Genomic DNA, 16,618 nt, shown 5'->3' on the forward strand with positions numbered 1-16,618 from the left:
TGGGAGAATCCGGGCATGCCCGTTCTCGAACCGAACCCCACCGACGGCCACAAGAAGCTCGGCCAGCTGGCCGCGATCATCGGCGGCATCGTCGTGCTGCTGGCGATCGTCGCGATCGTCGCCCGGAACTTGGGCTGACCGACCCCCGGACCCCGGCGGCCGATCGACCCCGACCCCGGACCCCGGCAGCCGGCGGCGACGCGCCCCCGGAAACCGGGGCCGTCCGCGCGGCCACATCCGGGTGAACCGCGCATGATGACACTCCCCGCCCCACCGGGTGGCGGCAACCGGTGGCATCGCGCTCCCGGCCGGCTTTTCTGCCAAGCTTGCTGGGTATGAGCGCCGACACGCCCCGCAGGATCATCGTTCTCCGCCATGCCAAGGCCGACTGGCCGGACGGCGTCGACGACCACGAGCGGCCGCTGGCCGACCGGGGCCGCCACCAGGCCCAGGAAGCCGGACGCTGGCTCACCGACTCCGGCATCAACCCCGACTACGTGCTCTGCTCCGACGCCCTGCGCACCCGGGAGACGTGGAAGATCGCCGCGCACGAGCTGCCGAAGCGCTCGCGCAAGACGGTGTACGAGGAGCGGGTCTACGAGGCGAGCCCGGGCGAGATCATCACTGTCCTCCAGGAGACCCCGGAGGAGTACGCGGACCTCGTCCTGGTCGGCCACAACCCGGGGGTGCTGGGGCTGACCCAGGTGCTGGCCGGCGACGAGGGCGACCGGGACGCGCTGGAGCGGCTGCGGCTCGGCGGGTTCCCGACCGCCGCGATCGCGGTGCTGAGCTTCTCCGGTTCGTGGAAGGGCGTCGAGCCGGGCGTGGCCGCGCTGGTCACCTACCACACGCCGCAGGAGTGACCGGCGGGCTGACGTGAACGAGGGGCGCGCGGACATCGTCCACGCGCCCCTCGGCGTACCACCCCGGGGTGCTAGTCGGCCGTCGGGCCGTCCAGCGCGTCCACCACGTCGGCGGCCTCGACCTCCTCGCGGGTGATGCCCAGCAGGTACAGCACGGTGTCCAGGAACGGCACGTTGACCGCGGTGTCCGCGGCCTCCCGCACCACCGGCTTGGCGTTGAACGCCACGCCCAGCCCGGCCGCGTTCAGCATGTCGAGGTCGTTGGCGCCGTCGCCGATCGCCACCGTCTGCTCCAGCGGCACCTTGGCCTGCTCGGCGAACCGGGCCAGCCAGCGCGCCTTGCCCGCCCGGTCGACGATCTCGCCGACCACCCGGCCGGTGAACTTCCCGTCCACCACTTCCAGGGTGTTGGCGGCCGCGTAGTCCAGCCCGAGCTGCTCCACCAGGTGGTCGGTGACCTGGGTGAACCCGCCGGAGACCACCGCGACCTGGAAGCCCAGCCGCTGCAGCGTCCGGATCAGGGTGCGCGCGCCCGGGGTGAACCGGACCTCGGTGCGCACCTTGTCGGTCACCGCGGCGTCCAGGCCGGCCAGCAGCGCCACCCGGGCGCGCAGCGACTCGGCGAAGTCCAGCTCGCCGCGCATCGCCGCCGCGGTCACCTCGGCGACCTCCTGCTCGCAGCCCGCGTGGGCGGCGAACAGCTCGATCACCTCGTCCTGGATCAGCGTGGAGTCGACGTCCATGACCACCAGCCGCTTGGCCCGCCGCTCCAGCCCGGCCGCCACCACCGCGACGTCCACCCGCTGGGTGGCCGCCTCCTGCGCGAGCTCGGCCCGCAGCCGGTCGGTGGCCACGCCCGAGACGGCCAGCTCGACGGCGGTCACCGGGTACTTGGCGAGCCGGAAGACGCGGTCGATGTTGCCGCCCGCCCCGGTGATCCGGGAGGTGAGCGCGGCGACGGCGGAGGCGGTGAGCGGGTGGCCGAGCACGGTGACGTGCGAGCGGCCCTCGCGGCGCGGCCGGTTGTCGCCGATGCCGGAGATGATCTCGGCCTGGAGCTTCTGCTCCTCGGCCCAGCGGTGCACCACGGCCCGCAGCGCGCCCTCGGCGCCGGGCGCGTCCGGCGGGGTGACCAGGGCGCACAGCGTTATCCGGCCACGGGTCACCACCTGCTCGATGTCGATGACGTCGACGCCGAACCCGGCCAGGGTGGCGAAGAGGCCGGCGGTGATGCCGGGGCGGTCCTTGCCGAACACCTTGACGAGCAGGGTGCGCTCGTCCTCGGTCCGGGGCTGCGGGGCGGGGAACGGCTCGGCGGCCAAGGGCGATGCGTTCATGGTGCCTCCCACGCTACCCGGCGGGCCGCCCGGCCACGGCACCCGTCCGGCCCGTGGACGAGCCGGGGGGACGAGCCGGGGGACGAGCCCGGGACGGTCGTGGACGGACCGTGGGGGGAGTGTGGGCGACCGGCGGACCGGCCGTACACGGGTGGTCCGCGAATCGTTGCCGCCTGGTCACAGTCCCCGGGGGCGACTTTCACCCACGCCCGGCGGGCTGGAATGATTCCCCCGTCAGATTCACGATCATTTCGCCCCCATCGGTCGGGGCGCACCATCGGGGGAACCGAGAGAGCGGGGCAGGCGGAGCAGTGCCGCAACTCGTCATCGAGATCAACGGACAGCAGCGGATCCTGGAACCCGGGCGGTCCTACACCATCGGTCGCAACCCGCAGTCGGACTTCCAGTTCGACGACGCGCGGGTCTCCTGGCAGCACGCCACCATCTCCTTCAACGGGGCGGGTTGGCAGCTGGACGACCACGGGAGCACCAACGGCACCTACACCGGCGGCGCCCGCACCCTGCAGGCGCAGCTGTACCCGGGTGCCGTGGTCAACCTCGGCAACGCCGAGAACGGGCCCCGGCTCGCCTTCTCCGCGCCCGCCGCCCAGGCCGCCCAGCAGGCGCCCGCCTGGCACGAGGCCGCCACCAGCCGCAGCGCCACCCCGCAGCCGCACGCCGCCCAGCCGCCGGCGCACCAGCAGCAGTGGCAGGCCCCGGCCGCCCAGCCGCCGGCCCAGCAGCAGTGGCAGCAGCCGCAGCCGCACGCCGCGCAGCCCCAGCCGCAGCAGTTCCAGCAGCCCCAGCAGTTCCAGCAGCCGCACCCGTTCCCGCAGCAGCAGGGCTTCCCGCAGCAGTCGCCCGCGGCGCACGACGGCGGCCCGCAGCCCACGGTCATCCGCAACCTGACCGCCGGCATGAACACCATCCGGATCGGCCGCGCGCTCGACAACGACATCGTCGTCTCCGACCTCCAGGTCTCCCGGCACCACGCCGAGCTGCGCCAGCTGCCGGACGGCCGCTACGAGATCGTCGACCTCGGCAGCCACAACGGCATCTTCCTGAACGGTCTGCGGGTCGAGCGTCAGCTGATCGGCGAGCAGGACCGGCTGACCGTCGGCCACTCCAGCTTCGTCCTGGTCGGCGACCAGCTGCAGGAGTTCGTCGACACCGGCGCGGTCTCCTTCTCCGCCCGCCACCTGACCGTCGAGGTCGACTTCAAGGGCGGCAAGAAGGTCCTGCTCAACGACGTCAGCTTCGGCGTCCCGGAGAAGTCCCTGGTCGCGGTCATCGGCCCGTCCGGCTCCGGCAAGTCGACCCTGCTGCGCGCCCTCACCGGCTACCGCCCGGCCGACCGCGGCGACGTCCTCTACGACGGCCGCAACCTGTACAAGCAGTTCGCCGAGCTCCGCTCGCGGATCGGCCTGGTGCCGCAGTCGGAGATCCTGCACAAGGAACTGACGGTCCGCACCGGCCTCAAGTACGCGGCCCGGCTGCGCTTCCCCGGCGACACCGAGGCCCGCGAGCGCGAGGCCCGGATCGACGAGGTGCTGTACGAGCTGCGCCTGGACAAGCGCGCCGACAACCGGATCACCGCGCTCTCCGGCGGCCAGCAGAAGCGCGTCTCGGTCGCGCTGGAGCTGCTCACCAAGCCCTCGCTGATCTTCCTGGACGAGCCCACCTCGGGCCTGGACCCGGGCATGGACCGCGAGGTCATGCAGATGCTGCGCGGCCTCGCCGACGACGGCCGCACCATCCTGGTCGTCACCCACTCGGTGGCCGAACTCGCGCTCTGCGACCGGCTGCTGGTGATGGCGCCGGGCGGTTCGGTGGCCTACTTCGGCCCGCCGGACGAGGCGCTGCACTTCTTCGGCTACGAGACCTGGGCGGACGTCTTCCAGGCCTTCGAGAACTACCCGGACCACGACTGGGCCGGCCGTTACCGGGGCTCGGTGCACTACCAGCAGTACTCGGCCGACGTGGAGTCTGGCGCGGTGCAGTCCGCGCAGATCGTGCAGGAGGCGGTCCGTCCGCCGAAGCCGCAGAGCTGGGGCTCGCAGCTGTGGACGCTGATGCGCCGCTACATGTCGGTGCTCGCCTCCGACCGGGGCTTCCTGGCGCTGTCGATCGTGCTGCCGGCGGTGCTCGGCGCGGTCAGCGTGCTGATCCCGAACGAACCGGGCCTGGCGCCGAACCCCAAGTCGCAGCTCGGCCTCAACAGCGGCGCCGCGACGATCATGCTGATCCTGGCGATCGGCGCCTGCTTCTCCGGGGCGGCCAACTCGGTCCGCGAGTTGATCAAGGAACGGGCGATCTACGAGCGAGAACGAGCCACCGGGCTCTCCCGCTCGGCGTACATGATGTCCAAGATCATCGTGCTGGGCTTCTTCAGCGTGGTCCAGGGCGCGGTCATCTCCGCCGTCGGCTTCCTGCCGCGCAAGCTGCCCGAGCACGGCCTGATCGTCAAGGACCTGCCGATCCTGGAGATGAGCTTCGGCCTGATCCTGCTGAGCTTCGCCTCGATGATGTTCGGCCTGGCGATCTCCGCGCTGGTCAAGACCGCCGAGAAGACCATGCCGCTGCTGGTCATGTTCGCGATCATCCAGGTGGTCTTCACCGGCTGCCTCTTCCAGGTCTTCTCCAAGCCCGGCCTGGAGCAGTTCGCCTGGCTGATGCCGGCCCGCTGGGGCACCGGCATGGTCGCCACCACGCTCAACCTCTCGCACCTGCTCGGCCCCTGGAACAAGGACTTCCAGAACCCCGAGTACGACGCGATCTGGGGTAACAACGCCGGTCAGTTCTGGCTGGACGCCGGGATCCTGATCGCGATGTCGGTGGTCATCGGCATCGTGGTCACCCGCCTCCAGCGGCGCCACGAGCCCGAGGTCATGCAGAAGGGCTGAGGCCCGCCCGTCACCACGTCCGCAGGGGCGGCCCACCCGACCACGGGGGCCGCCCCTGCGGCGTTCCCGGGCCCTCCGGGTCGTCCGTCCTAGGTCCTGCGGCCTGCGTCCCGCCCGGCCGGGGACCGAGGCGGACGGCGCGCGGACGGCGGTAGGTTGGCGGTATGCCCACCGTGCCCAGCGACCACCGGCACGCCGGCCTGCTGCCCGTCGACCGGATCCCGGTCGGCCCGCCGCCGGACGGCACCCTGCCCGCCTGCGAACCCTGCCTCGCCGGCATCGAGGCCGTCAGCCAGGCCCTGCTCGGAATGAGCCGCCACCTGGAGGTCCGCGAGGTCCTGCGCCGGATCACCGCCTCCGCCCGCCGCCTGCTCGGCGCCGAGTACGCCGCCCTCGGCGTCCCCGACGACCACGGCGGCTTCGCCCAGTTCGTCGTCGACGGCGTCACCGACGAGCAGTGGAAGGCCATCGGCCCGCTGCCCCGCCAGCACGGCGTGCTCGCTGCGATGCTGCACGAGACCGCCCCGATCCGGCTCGACGACGTCCGCCGCGCCCCCTCCTTCGAGGGCTGGCCCGACGCCCACCCCGACCTGTGCGCGTTCCTCGGCATGCCGATCGTCGACACCGACCACGCCGAGGACGAACCCGAGGTCCTCGGCGTCATCTACCTCGCCAACAAGCACGACGGCGGCGGCTTCACCGACCACGACGAGGAACTGCTGCGGATACTCGCCGCGCACGCCGCCCTCGCCCTCTCCAACGCCCGCCTCTACGAGCGCAGCCGCGAACTCACCCTGGCCGGCGAACGCGCCCGGATCGCCCACGACCTGCACGACGCCGTCTCGCAGAAGCTCTTCTCGCTGCGCCTCACCGCCAAGGCCGCCGCCACCCTGGTCGAACGCGACCCGGCCCGGGCCCGCGCCGAACTCGCCGAGGTCGCCCGGCTCGCCGCCGAGGCCGCCGACGAACTGCGCGCCGTCGTCGTCGAACTGCGCCCCGCCGCGCTGGAGGAGGACGGCCTGAGCGCCACCCTCGCCTCCCAGGTCCAGGTCCTCGACCGCGCCCACACCGCCGACGTCGCCTTCGCCGCGGACGGCGTGCGCGCCCTGCCGCAGGCCCAGGAGGCGGCGCTGCTCCGGGTCGCCCAGGAGGCCCTGCACAACGCGCTGCGCCACTCCGGCGCCCGCCGGGTCACCGTCACCCTGGCCGGCACCGCCGGGCGCGGCGCCGTCCTGCGGGTCAGCGACAACGGCCGGGGCTTCGACCCCGAGTCGGTCCGCCGGGCCGGCCGCCACCTCGGCCTGGCCTCGATGCGCGACCGCGCCGCCGCCGTCGGCGGCCGGCTCAGCCTGGACTCCGCCCCCGGAAAGGGCACGGTCGTCGAGATGGAGGTCCCCGGTGCCTGACACCGCGCCCGCGATCCGCGTCCTGCTGGTCGACGACCACCAGGTGGTCCGCCGCGGCCTGCGCACCTTCCTGGAGGTGCAGGACGACATCGAGGTGGTCGGCGAGGCCGCCGACGGCGCCGAGGGCGTCGCCCAGGCCCGCGCGCTCGACCCCGACGTCGTCCTGATGGACCTCAAGATGCCCGGCATGGACGGCATCGAGGCGCTCCGCGCGCTCAAGGAGGAGGGCAGCCGGGCCCGGATCCTGATCGTCACCAGCTTCACCGAGCACCGCACCATGGTCCCCGCGCTGCGGGCCGGCGCCGCTGGGTACGTCTACAAGGACGTCGACCCGGAGGCGCTGGCCGGCGCGATCCGCTCGGTCCACGCCGGCCACGTGCTGCTCCAGCCCGAGCTCGCCGAGGCGCTGCTCGCCGACGACGGCCCGCGCCCCCCGCAGGGCCGCGGCGGCACCCTCACCGAGCGCGAGCGCGAGGTGCTCGGGCACATCTCCGACGGCCGCTCCAACCGGGAGATCGCCCGCAGCCTGCACCTGTCCGAGAAGACCGTGAAGACCCACGTCTCCAACATCCTGATGAAGCTGGACCTCGCCGACCGCACCCAGGCCGCGCTCTGGGCCGTCCGCAACGGCGAGACCCGCTAGCGGCTCCCGGTCAGTCCTTCCCGTTCTCGTCCACCAGCGCGTTGTACGCCGCCACCTGCGCCCGGCGGGCCGTGCGCCACAGCGGCGCCAGCGCGTCCTGCCGGGCCGCGATCTCGGACGCGCTGACCGCGGCGCCGTGCCCGCCCGAGGCGATCGACAGCAGCGCCGCCACCTGCCGCGCCGACTCCAGCACCCGGACGGCGCGCGGCGGGTAGCCCGGCGCGAGCAGCTCGGCGTGCCCGCGCCGGCGGAACGCCTCCAGCGCCCGCAGCGCCTCCGGCCCGGCCCCGGCCACGTCCAGCCGGGTCAGCAGCACGGTCGCCCGGCGCAGCCCGTCCGCCAGCTCGAACTCCGCCTCGTGCAGCGACGGCACGTCGGCCGGCGGCCCGTCGTTCACCGCCGAGCAGCGCCACAGCACGGTCGCCGAACGGTCCCCGGGCGGGCCGAACACCTCCACCTCGGGCACCAGCCCCAGCGGCACCCCGACCGTGAGCACCGCCTCGCCGGCGGCCATCGCGCGCTGGTTGAACGGCGCCGGACCGGTCAGGCCCAGCGGGTGCCCGGCCGAGGGCAGCGCCAGCCGCAGGCCCTGCACCCCCAGCACCCGCAGCCGGCCCAGCGCCCAGGTGAGCCCGTGCCGGTCGTCCGGGCCGTCCCCGGGCAGACCGGTCACCCGGTGGCTCTCGTCGGCGCCCAGCACCGCCGCGGCGGCGTCGTCGGGCGGTACCAGACCGGCCAGCAGGGCGGTTCCCCAGGCAGCCAGCCGCCCCGAACGGGGCTCTTCGTACGGATTGTCGGCAGGTGTGGCGAGCATCCGGCCAGCCTACGGAATCGGCGGCCACCCGCGTGGCGTAGGTTTGCCCATGCGCGTGCGGCGCACCCACTCCGTGCCCACCGGCCGCCGGAGTAGGCTGCCCGCCCCGCACCGACGGCCGTATATCTGTATTGGGGAAGGCGTAGGCATGAGCGACGTGCTGGAGCTGGTGGACGTATCCGTGGTCCGGGAGGGGCGCGCGCTGGTCGACCAGGTCTCGTGGTCCATCTCCGAGGGCGAGCGCTGGGTCATCCTCGGCCCGAACGGCGCCGGCAAGACCACCCTGCTGCAGATCGCCTCCACGTACCTCTTCCCGACCACCGGCAAGGTCACCGTCCTCGGCGAGAAGCTCGGCGAGGTCGACGTCTTCGAGCTGCGCTCGCGGATCGGCCTGGCCGGCGCCGCCATGTTCGACAAGCTGCCCGCCGAGCAGACCGTGCTGCAGACCGTCCTCACCGCCGCGTACGGCATGACGGTCAGCTGGCAGGAGACCTACGAGCAGCCCGACGAGTCCCGCGCGCTCGCCCTGCTCGACCGCCTCGGCATGTCCGGCCTCACCGACCGCCGCTTCGGCACCCTCTCCGAGGGCGAGCGCAAGCGCACCCTGATCGCCCGCGCCCTGATGACCGACCCCGAGCTGCTGCTGCTCGACGAGCCCGCCGCCGGTCTCGACCTCGGCGGTCGCGAGGACCTCATCCGCCGGCTCGGCGCGCTGGCCCAGGACGAGTTCGCGCCGGCCATGGCCATGGTCACCCACCACGTCGAGGAGATCGCCCCCGGCTTCACCCACGTGCTGATGATCCGCCAGGGCAAGGTGCTCACCGCCGGCCCGATCGACACCGAGCTGACGGCCCGCAACCTCTCCAAGTGCTTCGGCCTCCCGCTGACCCTGGAGCGCCACGGCGACCGCTGGTCCGCCCAGGGCCTGCCGCTCGGCTGAGCCGGCGGGCCGGGCCGCGGCGGCCCGGCCGGGGGGACACTGAACTCGGCTGAACTGGAACCGGTCGCACGTGCGACCGGTTTCCGCCCCTCCACCTGCGGGAACTGACCGCCTCGAAGGCCCTTCGCTCCCTAGGATGGACACGTGGACAGCTGGATCTGGTGGCTCCTGGTCGCCGTCGGCCTCGGTATACCGCTGGTGATCACCGCGATGCCGGAGCTCGCCATGTTCGCCGTCGGCGCGCTCGTCGCGGCCGGAGTGGCGGGCCTGGGCGCCGACCCGGTCTGGCAGGTCCTGACCTTCGTCGCGGCCTCGGTCGCGCAGCTGGTCGTGGTCCGCCCCATCGCCTACCGGGCGCTGCGGAAGGGCCCGCAGATCAAGATGGGCATCGAGGCGCTGCAAGGCGCCACCGCGGTCGTCGCGGAAAGGGTCGACGGGGAGGGCGGACGGATCAAGCTCAACGGCGAGATCTGGTCGGCCCGCGCACTCCACCCCGAGCAGGTGTACCAGCCGGGGGAGCAGGTCGACGTCGTCGAAATCCAGGGCGCGACCGCCCTGGTCGTCTAGGGGAGAGTCCGTGGAACCCGTCCTTATCGTCCTGGTCGTCCTGGTCGTGGTGGCCTTCATCGCGCTGATCAAGACGATTCAGGTCATCCCGCAGGCCAGCGCCGCGATCGTGGAGCGCTTCGGCCGCTACACCCGGACGCTCAACGCAGGGCTGAACATCGTCGTCCCGTTCATCGACCGGGTCCGCAACCGGATCGACCTGCGCGAGCAGGTCGTGCCGTTCCCGCCGCAGCCGGTGATCACCCAGGACAACCTGGTCGTCAACATCGACACGGTGATCTACTACCAGGTGACCGACCCGCGGGCGGCCACCTACGAGGTCGCCAGCTACATCCAGGCGATCGAGCAGCTCACCGTCACCACGCTGCGCAACATCATCGGCTCGATGGACCTCGAATCCACCCTCACCTCCCGCGAGGTCATCAACGCGGGCCTGCGCGGCGTCCTCGACGAGGCCACCGGCAAGTGGGGCATCCGGGTCAACCGCGTCGAGCTCAAGGCGATCGAGCCGCCGACCTCCATCCAGGACTCGATGGAGAAGCAGATGCGCGCCGAGCGGGACAAGCGCGCCGCGATCCTCACCGCCGAGGGCAACCGGCAGTCGCAGATCCTGCGCGCCGAGGGCGAGAAGCAGGCCGAGGTGCTCAAGGCCGAGGGTGAGGCCCAGGCCGCCGTGCTGCGCGCCGACGGTGAGGCGGCCGCCATCCGGACCGTCTTCGAGGCGATCCACGAGGGCGACGCCGACCAGAAGCTGCTCGCCTACCAGTACCTGCAGACCCTGCCCGAGCTGGCCAAGGGCGACTCCAACAAGCTGTGGATCATCCCGAGCGAGGTCGGCGACGCGCTCAAGGGCCTCGGCGGCGCCTTCACCGGCCTGACCGGCAACGGCGGCGCCAACGGCAGCGCGATGGCCGCCCCCAGCGCCGCCGCCCCGGCCGCCCCGCCGGCCGCCACCCAGGTCCCGCTCGACCCGGCGGCCGGTCCGCGCCCGCTGGACACCGACACCAAGGGGTCCGCGCGGCCCCGGATCGACCCGCTCCGGGAGTACCGCAAGAACGACCCGGAGTGATCTCCTCCGATCGTCCGGTCCACCGGATCGAGGGCCCGCCTCCCGTACCGCACGGGGGCGGGCCCTCGGGCGTCTTCCGCCCCGGTGTGGCGAACGTCCCGAATCGCGGGCGCCACTGGAACCCGTGCCGGTCCGTCCGGCATGATCACCGCGACAGGACCCCTACGGGAGGTGGCTCATGACGCTCTGGGAGGCGATCGCCGTCCTGGTGGCAGGTGTCGGCGCCGGAATGATCAATGTGATCGTCGGCTCCGGAACCCTCATCACCTTCCCGGTGCTCCTCGCCGTCGGACTCCCGCCGGTCACCGCCAACGTCTCCAACTCCTTCGGCCTGGTCCCCGGCTCGCTCAGCGGCGTGATCGGCTACCGCCGCGAACTGGCCGGCCAGGGCCCCCGGCTCGCCCGCTTCGGCACCGCCTCGCTGCTCGGCGGCGTCCTCGGCGCCTACCTGCTGATCGAACTGCCCAGCAGCGCCTTCGACGCGATCGTCCCGGTACTGATCCTGGTCGCCCTCGTCCTGGTCGTCATCCAGCCCAGGGTCGCCAAGGCCGTCGCCGCCCGCCGCCGCCCCGACGGCGACCCGCACGGCGGCCCGCTGCTGCTCCTCGGCATCTTCCTGACCGGCATCTACGGCGGCTACTTCGGCGCCGCCCAGGGCGTGCTGCTGCTGGCCCTGATGGGCATGCTGCTCCAGGAGGACATGCAGCGGATCAACGGCGTGAAGAACGCGCTCGCGCTGATCGTCAACGGCGTCGCGGCCCTGTTCTTCCTCTTCACCTCGACGGTGAACTGGACCGCCGCCGGCCTGATCGCGGTCGGCTCGCTGCTCGGCGGGCTGCTGGGCGCCAAGGTCGGCCGCAAGCTCCCGCCGCAGGCACTGCGCGCGGTCATCGTCGTCGTCGGCTTGGCGGCCGTCGTCAAACTGCTCGCCACCTGACCGATCCGGTCACCTTCACGGGAGGAACCCCGATGGCCCTGGAAATGCGCGTCAACTGCGAGCGCTGCGAGGTGTCGCTCACCCCCGACGCCCCGGCCTCTATATGTTCCTACGAGTGCACCTTCTGCCCGGCGTGCACCGAGGAGATGGCCGGCGGCTGCCCCAACTGCGGCGGCGAACTGGTCACCCGTCCTCGCCGGAAGGGCTGACACACACCAGCACGCATCAGCGACGAAGACGTCGAGCGGACGGGAGCGGGACCGATGAGCCGAGCACGGCTGACCGAGGACGAGATCACCGCCGGACTGGCCGGCCTGCCGGACTGGTCCCGGGAGGGCGACAGCATCGTCCGCACCGCCGAGGCCTCTGACTTCCCGGCCGCGATCCGCGTCGTGGTCGCCGTGGCCGAGGCCGCCGAGGCGCTCGACCACCACCCCGACATCGACATCCGCTGGCGCACCCTCCGCTTCGTCCTCTCCACCCACAGCGCGGGCGGCCTCACCGCCCTCGACCTCACCCTCGCCGCCCGGATCGACGCCGCCCTCCGCGCCGAGTAGCCCCCGGCCCGCCCGCCCGGGCGGCAGCGGAACCGGGCGCTCCGGTGCGCCCGTGGGCCGTGAGATGCTGGCTGCCGCAGTGCAGGCGGTCGGGAGGGACGGGACGGATGACTCAGGACGCCCTCGGTGACGGCCGCCGGCAGGAGTGGTACCCGCAGCAGGCGCCGCAGGACTGGGCCGCCGCCGGGCACCCGGAGCAGCAGGCGTGGGCGGGGGAGCCGGGGTACGGCGGGGCCGTCCAGGGCGAGACCGTGTACGGGCCCGGCGGGTACCAGACGGGGCAGTACCCGGGGTACGGGCAGTACGACCAGTACGACCAACACGGGCAGTACGCGCAGCCCGGGCAGTACGACCCGTACGGCCAGGTCCAGCAGCAGTTCCCGCCCCAGCACCAGCCCGGGCCGTACGGGTACGGGGAGTACGGCGCGCCCGGCGGGTACGAGCAGCAGTACGCGCCGTACGTCGTCCCGCAGCAGTCGGCGGGGGAGGAGCTGTACGCGCCGGTCGGCGCCGAGTACACCGCCGACGGCTATGTGCACCTGGAGCCCGAACCGGAGCCGGAGCCGGAGCCGATCGCTGAACCGGCACCCGTACCGGAGCCGGCGGCGGCCCCGCGTGCGCGGTCCGGCCGCACCGGCCGCACCGGCTTCGCGGCGAAGGCACGGGCCGCCGCGGACGCCGTCGTCGCCGCCGAGCACGGTCCGAGCAGGCGCGCGCTGGCCGTCCGGACCGGAGCCGGCGTCGCGGCCCTCGGCGTCCTGGTCGCGGCCGGCCTGATGGTCGGCGCGGAGGGTGGCGGCAGCGCCTCCGCCGAGAACGCGGCCGGCGGCGAACCCGGCTTCACCGTCGCCCACAACCGGATATGGGCGGCCCAGGCTTCCACCGCCGTCCAGCCCGGCGGCGACGACACCCTCGTCGGCAGCTGGCTGCTCGACGACGCGGTGGTCCGGGCCGACGCCACCGGCGTGCACGCCTACGACCTGACGGCCGGCAAGCCGGCCTGGTCGATCGAGCCGCCCGCCGCCGGCGCGGTGCCGTGCGGACTCTCCCCGAACGTGAACGCGACCGGCCTGGGCGCCGTGCTGTTCCGCCCCCAGGCCGACCCGAAGAGCCCCTGCTCCCTGGTGACCGCCGTCGACACCAAGGCCGGCAAGGCCGCCTGGAGCAAGCCGCTCACCGAGGCCAAGGGCGCCTACACCGCCCGCGTCGGCGTCACCGAGGACAAGGTGATCGCGGTCGGCGACAGCCACGCCGTCGCCTGGGAGGCCGCCGACGGCAAGGACGTCTGGCAGTACACCGGGCAGGGCAAGTTCTGCACCCTCTCCGGCGGCGCGGCCGGCAAGACCGTCCTGGTCACCAGCTCCTGCGCCGACTCCACCCCCGTCGACCAGGCCGTCGCGCTGAACACCGCCGACGGCAAGGTCACCTGGTCGCGCGGCCTGAACAACCGGCCGAAGACCGCCACGGTGCTGTCCGTCGAGCCCCCCGTCGTCCTCACCACCGGCGAGAAGCCGGAGGACGACCGGGTGTTCTCCTGGGGCCAGGACGGCGACCCGGCCACCGAGATCCCGGTCGTCACCGGCTCCGAGGGCCGGCTGGACGTCGCCCACGGCCTCTTCTCGGCGACGCCCGGAGTCTTCTTCCAGGACCGCACGATGGTCACCACGCTCGCCCCGGCGAACGGCGCCGGCGGCCCGGTGTCGGTGGTCGGCTACGACCTCGGCACCGGGAAGCAGCGCTGGAAGGCCGCCGCCGCCGAGAAGGGCGTCGCCCGGGCGGTCGGCCTGGACGGCGGCGCGCTGGTGCTCGCCGTCGACGAGCGCCTCGACCAGCCGGCCCACCTCAGCCGCTTCGCCCTGGGCAACGGCCACGAGACGGTCGGCGGCAACTTCCCGGCCGGCACCGGCTCGCTGCTGGTCTCCGGCCGGATCCTGATCGGCGGCGGCCGGGTCGTCGCCGTCCCCGAGCACTCGACCAACTTCGGCACCGCCACCGGCTACCAGGCCAAGGCCTGAGCCCCGGCCCGGCAGCCGGGATCCGGCCCCGCCTGGCGACCGGCCCCGCCTGGCGACCGGCCCCGCCTCGCGACCGGTTCAGGCCGCGGACGGAGCAGCCGCCGTGACCACCTGGGCCGGCAGCCAGTCGGCCAGCTCCCGGACGTCCGAGCCGCGCAGCCCCAGCGCCATCATCAGCGTGGCCTGCGGCGTCGGCACGAACGGCTTGCGCAGCAGCACCATCCCCGCCTGCTCCGGCGTCCGGTCGGCCTTGCGCTGGTTGTCCTCCGCGCAGGCGGCCACCGTGTTCAGCCAGCTGTCCGCGCCACCGCGCGACCTCGGCTGGAGGTGGTCCACCGTGGTGGCCCGCCGCCCGCAGTAGGCGCACAGGTGCTGGTCCCGGACGAGCACCCCGCGGCGCGACCACGGAGCCTGTTGTCGGAAGGGCACCCGGACGTACCGCCGGAGTCTGATCACCCGCGGCACCGGTACCGTCACCCCCGTCCCGCGCACGGTTCGCAGCGGGTGCGCGTGCTCCACCACGGCCTTCTCCTGGAGCACCAGGACCACCGCACGCTGGAGCGACACCGTCGTCAGCGGTTCGTAGCTTGCGTTCAGAACCAGCGTGCTGCGCACCTCGGCCACCCTTCCGCGGGCGTGCCACGGCGGCACGACCGTCTCCACACACGTCACTGCCGCCGCGCGGCGGTGGGACCACTGTGAAGGGGCCCGAGGCCGTCGAACAACGGAATTTCCGGTGTCATGGAGGGCAATGGACATGCCGGGGGCGGCGCCGGCCACCGCTGTCCGCGGCTCGCGGGGCGCGTCCATGCCAGCCGGGGAAAACTCGCTGGCCCCGACCGCGTAGGCTCTACAACGCTGGAGTCGTCCCGCACCGGGGCCCGACCGGAACCGGGCCCGCACCGGGCGGACGCCCGACCGAAGGAGAAGCGTGACCGTGACGGACATCGTCGACGAGCTGCGGTGGCGTGGGCTGATCGCCCTGTCCACCGACGAGGACGCACTGCGCAAGGCGTTCGCGGACGGCCCGGTCACGTTCTATTGCGGCTTCGACCCGACGGCCCCCAGCCTGCACCTCGGCAACCTGGTCCAGATCCTCACCATGCGCCGCATCCAGCAGGCGGGGAACCTCCCGCTCGGCCTGGTCGGCGGTGCCACCGGTCTGATCGGCGACCCGAAGCCCACCGCCGAGCGGGTCCTCAACGACCCCGAGACGGTGGCCGGCTGGGTCGAGCGCCTGCGCGGCCAGATCTCGCGCTTCCTCGACTTCGAGGGCCCGTACGCGGCGCGCATGGTCAACAACCTGGACTGGACCTCCGGGATGTCCGCGATCAGCCTGCTGCGCGACGTGGGCAAGTACTTCCGGGTCAACAACATGATCGCCAAGGAGGCCGTCGCACGACGGCTCAACTCCGACGCGGGCATCAGCTACACCGAGTTCAGCTACCAGATCCTCCAGGGCATGGACTATCTGGAGCTGAACCGCCGCTACGGCTGCACCCTGCAGACCGGCGGCAGCGACCAGTGGGGCAACCTCACGGCCGGTACGGACCTGATCCGCAAGGCCGACGCCAAGTCGGTGCACGCGCTGGCCACGCCGCTGATCGTGAAGGCCGACGGCACCAAGTTCGGCAAGACGGAGTCCGGCACGGTCTGGCTCGACCCCGAGCTGACCACCCCGTACGCCTTCTACCAGTTCTGGCTGAACGCGGACGACCGGGACGTCTCCAACTTCCTGCGGATCTTCAGCTTCCGCTCGAAGGAGGAGATCGAGGAGCTGGAGCGCGAGACCGTCGAGCGCCCCGCCGCCCGCCTCGCCCAGCGCGCGCTGGCCGAGGAGTTGACCGGCCTGGTGCACGGCGCCGACCAGTACGAGCGCGCGGTCGCCGCCTCCAAGGCGCTGTTCGGCCAGGGCGACCTCGCCGACCTGGAGGCCCCGACCCTCGCCGCCGCCCTGGCCGAGGTCCCGAAGGCCGAGGTCACCGAGCTGCAGCCGATCGTCGACCTGCTGGTCGCCGTCGGTCTGGCCCCCAGCCGTTCGGCCGCCCGCCGGACGATCAAGGAGGGTGGCGCCTACCTCAACAACGTCAAGGTGACGGACGAGGAGGCGGTGCCGGCCGAGGCCGACCTGCTGCACGGCCGCTGGCTGGTCCTGCGGCGCGGAAAGCGGAACCTCGCGGCCGCCGAGCTGACGAAGTGACTGAAACACGACGCCGCTGACCTGCGGCTTCGATGATCGGGGGTGGGATCCAGCCGGATCCCACCCCCGATGTTTGACGTCATGGTCCGGGTGGCCTAGTGTTGAACGAGTCGCTGGAGCGGCCACCCCACTCAGCGAATCTCGCTGGCGCATGAATTTCGAGTGAATCTCGGAATGCGCTAATGTGGAGTGAGTCGCGGAAAGTGACCCCGATCCAGTCAGGGAATCGGATGAATGAAACTCCGGAAAACGGAGCGGAAATCGTCTGATAGGCTGGGAACACGAAAGAACGAAGCGCCCGGAGGGCCGGTGTGAAAGCCGCCTGAAGGAAGCGTCCGTTCCTTGAGAACTCAACAGCGTGCCAAAA

The 16,618-nt window shown here is 72.7% G+C and carries 16 protein-coding genes; 13 read left to right on the forward strand and 3 right to left on the reverse strand.

Annotated elements, in window-relative coordinates; genetic code table 11:
- Window positions 1-15: 15 nt before the first annotated feature.
- Together AB0N76_RS04395 and AB0N76_RS04400 are read left to right on the forward strand one after the other, a co-directional pair.
- A complete protein-coding gene (locus AB0N76_RS04395; RefSeq protein ID WP_363553014.1) occupies window positions 16-138 on the forward strand; it encodes an SGM_5486 family transporter-associated protein in 123 nt (40 codons plus the stop codon).
- Between the two features lie 197 nt (window positions 139-335).
- Complete coding sequence (locus AB0N76_RS04400; protein ID WP_363553016.1) at window positions 336-863, forward strand: histidine phosphatase family protein; 528 nt, start codon at window positions 336-338, stop codon at window positions 861-863.
- Between the two features lie 71 nt (window positions 864-934).
- Here the strand turns inward: AB0N76_RS04400 and serB are convergent, their stop codons facing one another.
- Window positions 935-2,200, reverse strand: coding sequence for a phosphoserine phosphatase SerB (serB, locus tag AB0N76_RS04405; RefSeq protein ID WP_363553018.1), 1,266 nt, complete (start codon window positions 2,198-2,200; stop codon window positions 935-937).
- A 311-nt stretch (window positions 2,201-2,511) separates the two neighbouring features.
- Between serB and AB0N76_RS04410 the strand changes: the two genes are divergently transcribed.
- From AB0N76_RS04410 to AB0N76_RS04420, 3 genes are all read left to right on the forward strand, one after another.
- Window positions 2,512-5,103, forward strand: a complete 2,592-nt coding sequence (locus AB0N76_RS04410; protein WP_363553020.1) for an FHA domain-containing protein — start codon at window positions 2,512-2,514, stop codon at window positions 5,101-5,103.
- A 308-nt stretch (window positions 5,104-5,411) separates the two neighbouring features.
- Window positions 5,412-6,509, forward strand: coding sequence for a GAF domain-containing sensor histidine kinase (locus AB0N76_RS04415; protein WP_363553056.1), 1,098 nt, complete (start codon window positions 5,412-5,414; stop codon window positions 6,507-6,509).
- Window positions 6,502-7,152 (forward strand): response regulator transcription factor, encoded by a 651-nt coding sequence (locus tag AB0N76_RS04420; RefSeq protein WP_363553022.1) that lies wholly within the window; start codon window positions 6,502-6,504, stop codon window positions 7,150-7,152. Before AB0N76_RS04415 ends, AB0N76_RS04420 begins: the two co-directional genes overlap by 8 nt.
- Before the next feature lie 10 nt (window positions 7,153-7,162).
- Here the strand turns inward: AB0N76_RS04420 and AB0N76_RS04425 are convergent, their stop codons facing one another.
- The gene (locus AB0N76_RS04425; protein WP_363553024.1) at window positions 7,163-7,966 is read right to left on the reverse strand and encodes a hypothetical protein; all 804 of its coding nucleotides are present in this window, start codon (window positions 7,964-7,966) and stop codon (window positions 7,163-7,165) included.
- Window positions 7,967-8,114: 148 nt separating this feature from the next.
- On the opposite strand from AB0N76_RS04425, the gene AB0N76_RS04430 reads away from it, so the two are divergent.
- From AB0N76_RS04430 to AB0N76_RS04460, 7 genes are all read left to right on the forward strand, one after another.
- Window positions 8,115-8,906, forward strand: a complete 792-nt coding sequence (locus AB0N76_RS04430; protein WP_363553026.1) for an ABC transporter ATP-binding protein — start codon at window positions 8,115-8,117, stop codon at window positions 8,904-8,906.
- Between the two features lie 144 nt (window positions 8,907-9,050).
- Complete coding sequence (locus tag AB0N76_RS04435) at window positions 9,051-9,473, forward strand: NfeD family protein (RefSeq protein WP_363553028.1); 423 nt, start codon at window positions 9,051-9,053, stop codon at window positions 9,471-9,473.
- 10 nt (window positions 9,474-9,483) lie between these two features.
- Window positions 9,484-10,542 carry an SPFH domain-containing protein gene (locus AB0N76_RS04440; protein WP_363553030.1) on the forward strand — a complete coding sequence of 353 codons (1,059 nt, stop codon included), beginning with the start codon at window positions 9,484-9,486 and terminating at the stop codon, window positions 10,540-10,542.
- 178 nt (window positions 10,543-10,720) lie between these two features.
- Window positions 10,721-11,479: a sulfite exporter TauE/SafE family protein gene (locus AB0N76_RS04445; RefSeq protein WP_363553032.1), complete on the forward strand. Its 759-nt coding sequence runs from the start codon at window positions 10,721-10,723 to the stop codon at window positions 11,477-11,479.
- 32 nt (window positions 11,480-11,511) lie between these two features.
- Window positions 11,512-11,688, forward strand: a complete 177-nt coding sequence (locus AB0N76_RS04450; protein ID WP_363553034.1) for a DUF1272 domain-containing protein — start codon at window positions 11,512-11,514, stop codon at window positions 11,686-11,688.
- 54 nt (window positions 11,689-11,742) lie between these two features.
- Window positions 11,743-12,036, forward strand: coding sequence for a 4a-hydroxytetrahydrobiopterin dehydratase (locus AB0N76_RS04455; RefSeq protein WP_363553036.1), 294 nt, complete (start codon window positions 11,743-11,745; stop codon window positions 12,034-12,036).
- Between the two features lie 107 nt (window positions 12,037-12,143).
- On the forward strand, window positions 12,144-14,051 hold the full coding sequence (locus AB0N76_RS04460) for a PQQ-binding-like beta-propeller repeat protein (RefSeq protein WP_363553038.1): 1,908 nt from the start codon (window positions 12,144-12,146) through the stop codon (window positions 14,049-14,051).
- 78 nt (window positions 14,052-14,129) lie between these two features.
- Here the strand turns inward: AB0N76_RS04460 and AB0N76_RS04465 are convergent, their stop codons facing one another.
- Entirely contained in the window at window positions 14,130-14,666 is a 537-nt protein-coding gene (locus tag AB0N76_RS04465) for an HNH endonuclease (RefSeq protein ID WP_363553040.1), read from the reverse strand.
- Between the two features lie 322 nt (window positions 14,667-14,988).
- Here AB0N76_RS04465 and tyrS point away from each other — a divergent pair, with 322 nt between their 5' ends.
- The gene (gene tyrS / locus AB0N76_RS04470; protein ID WP_363553058.1) at window positions 14,989-16,251 is read left to right on the forward strand and encodes a tyrosine--tRNA ligase; all 1,263 of its coding nucleotides are present in this window, start codon (window positions 14,989-14,991) and stop codon (window positions 16,249-16,251) included.
- Window positions 16,252-16,618: the final 367 nt, after the last annotated feature.

Source organism: Kitasatospora sp. NPDC093806 (assembly GCF_040683335.1).
GTDB lineage: Bacteria > Actinomycetota > Actinomycetes > Streptomycetales > Streptomycetaceae > Kitasatospora.

Bases quoted from the DNA above. Each gene is read 5' to 3' on its own strand.
- AB0N76_RS04415 (WP_363553056.1), top strand. From the start codon at position 5,412: ATGAGCCGCCACCTGGAGGTCCGCGAGGTCCTGCGCCGGATCACCGCC.
- AB0N76_RS04445 (WP_363553032.1), top strand. From the start codon at position 10,721: ATGACGCTCTGGGAGGCGATCGCCGTCCTGGTGGCAGGTGTCGGCGCC.
- AB0N76_RS04455 (WP_363553036.1), top strand. From the start codon at position 11,743: ATGAGCCGAGCACGGCTGACCGAGGACGAGATCACCGCCGGACTGGCC.
- AB0N76_RS04460 (WP_363553038.1), top strand. From the start codon at position 12,144: ATGACTCAGGACGCCCTCGGTGACGGCCGCCGGCAGGAGTGGTACCCG.
- AB0N76_RS04395 (WP_363553014.1), top strand. From the start codon at position 16: ATGCCCGTTCTCGAACCGAACCCCACCGACGGCCACAAGAAGCTCGGC.
- AB0N76_RS04430 (WP_363553026.1), top strand. From the start codon at position 8,115: ATGAGCGACGTGCTGGAGCTGGTGGACGTATCCGTGGTCCGGGAGGGG.
- AB0N76_RS04400 (WP_363553016.1), top strand. From the start codon at position 336: ATGAGCGCCGACACGCCCCGCAGGATCATCGTTCTCCGCCATGCCAAG.
- serB (WP_363553018.1), bottom strand. From the start codon at position 2,200: ATGAACGCATCGCCCTTGGCCGCCGAGCCGTTCCCCGCCCCGCAGCCC.
- AB0N76_RS04450 (WP_363553034.1), top strand. From the start codon at position 11,512: ATGGCCCTGGAAATGCGCGTCAACTGCGAGCGCTGCGAGGTGTCGCTC.
- AB0N76_RS04425 (WP_363553024.1), bottom strand. From the start codon at position 7,966: ATGCTCGCCACACCTGCCGACAATCCGTACGAAGAGCCCCGTTCGGGG.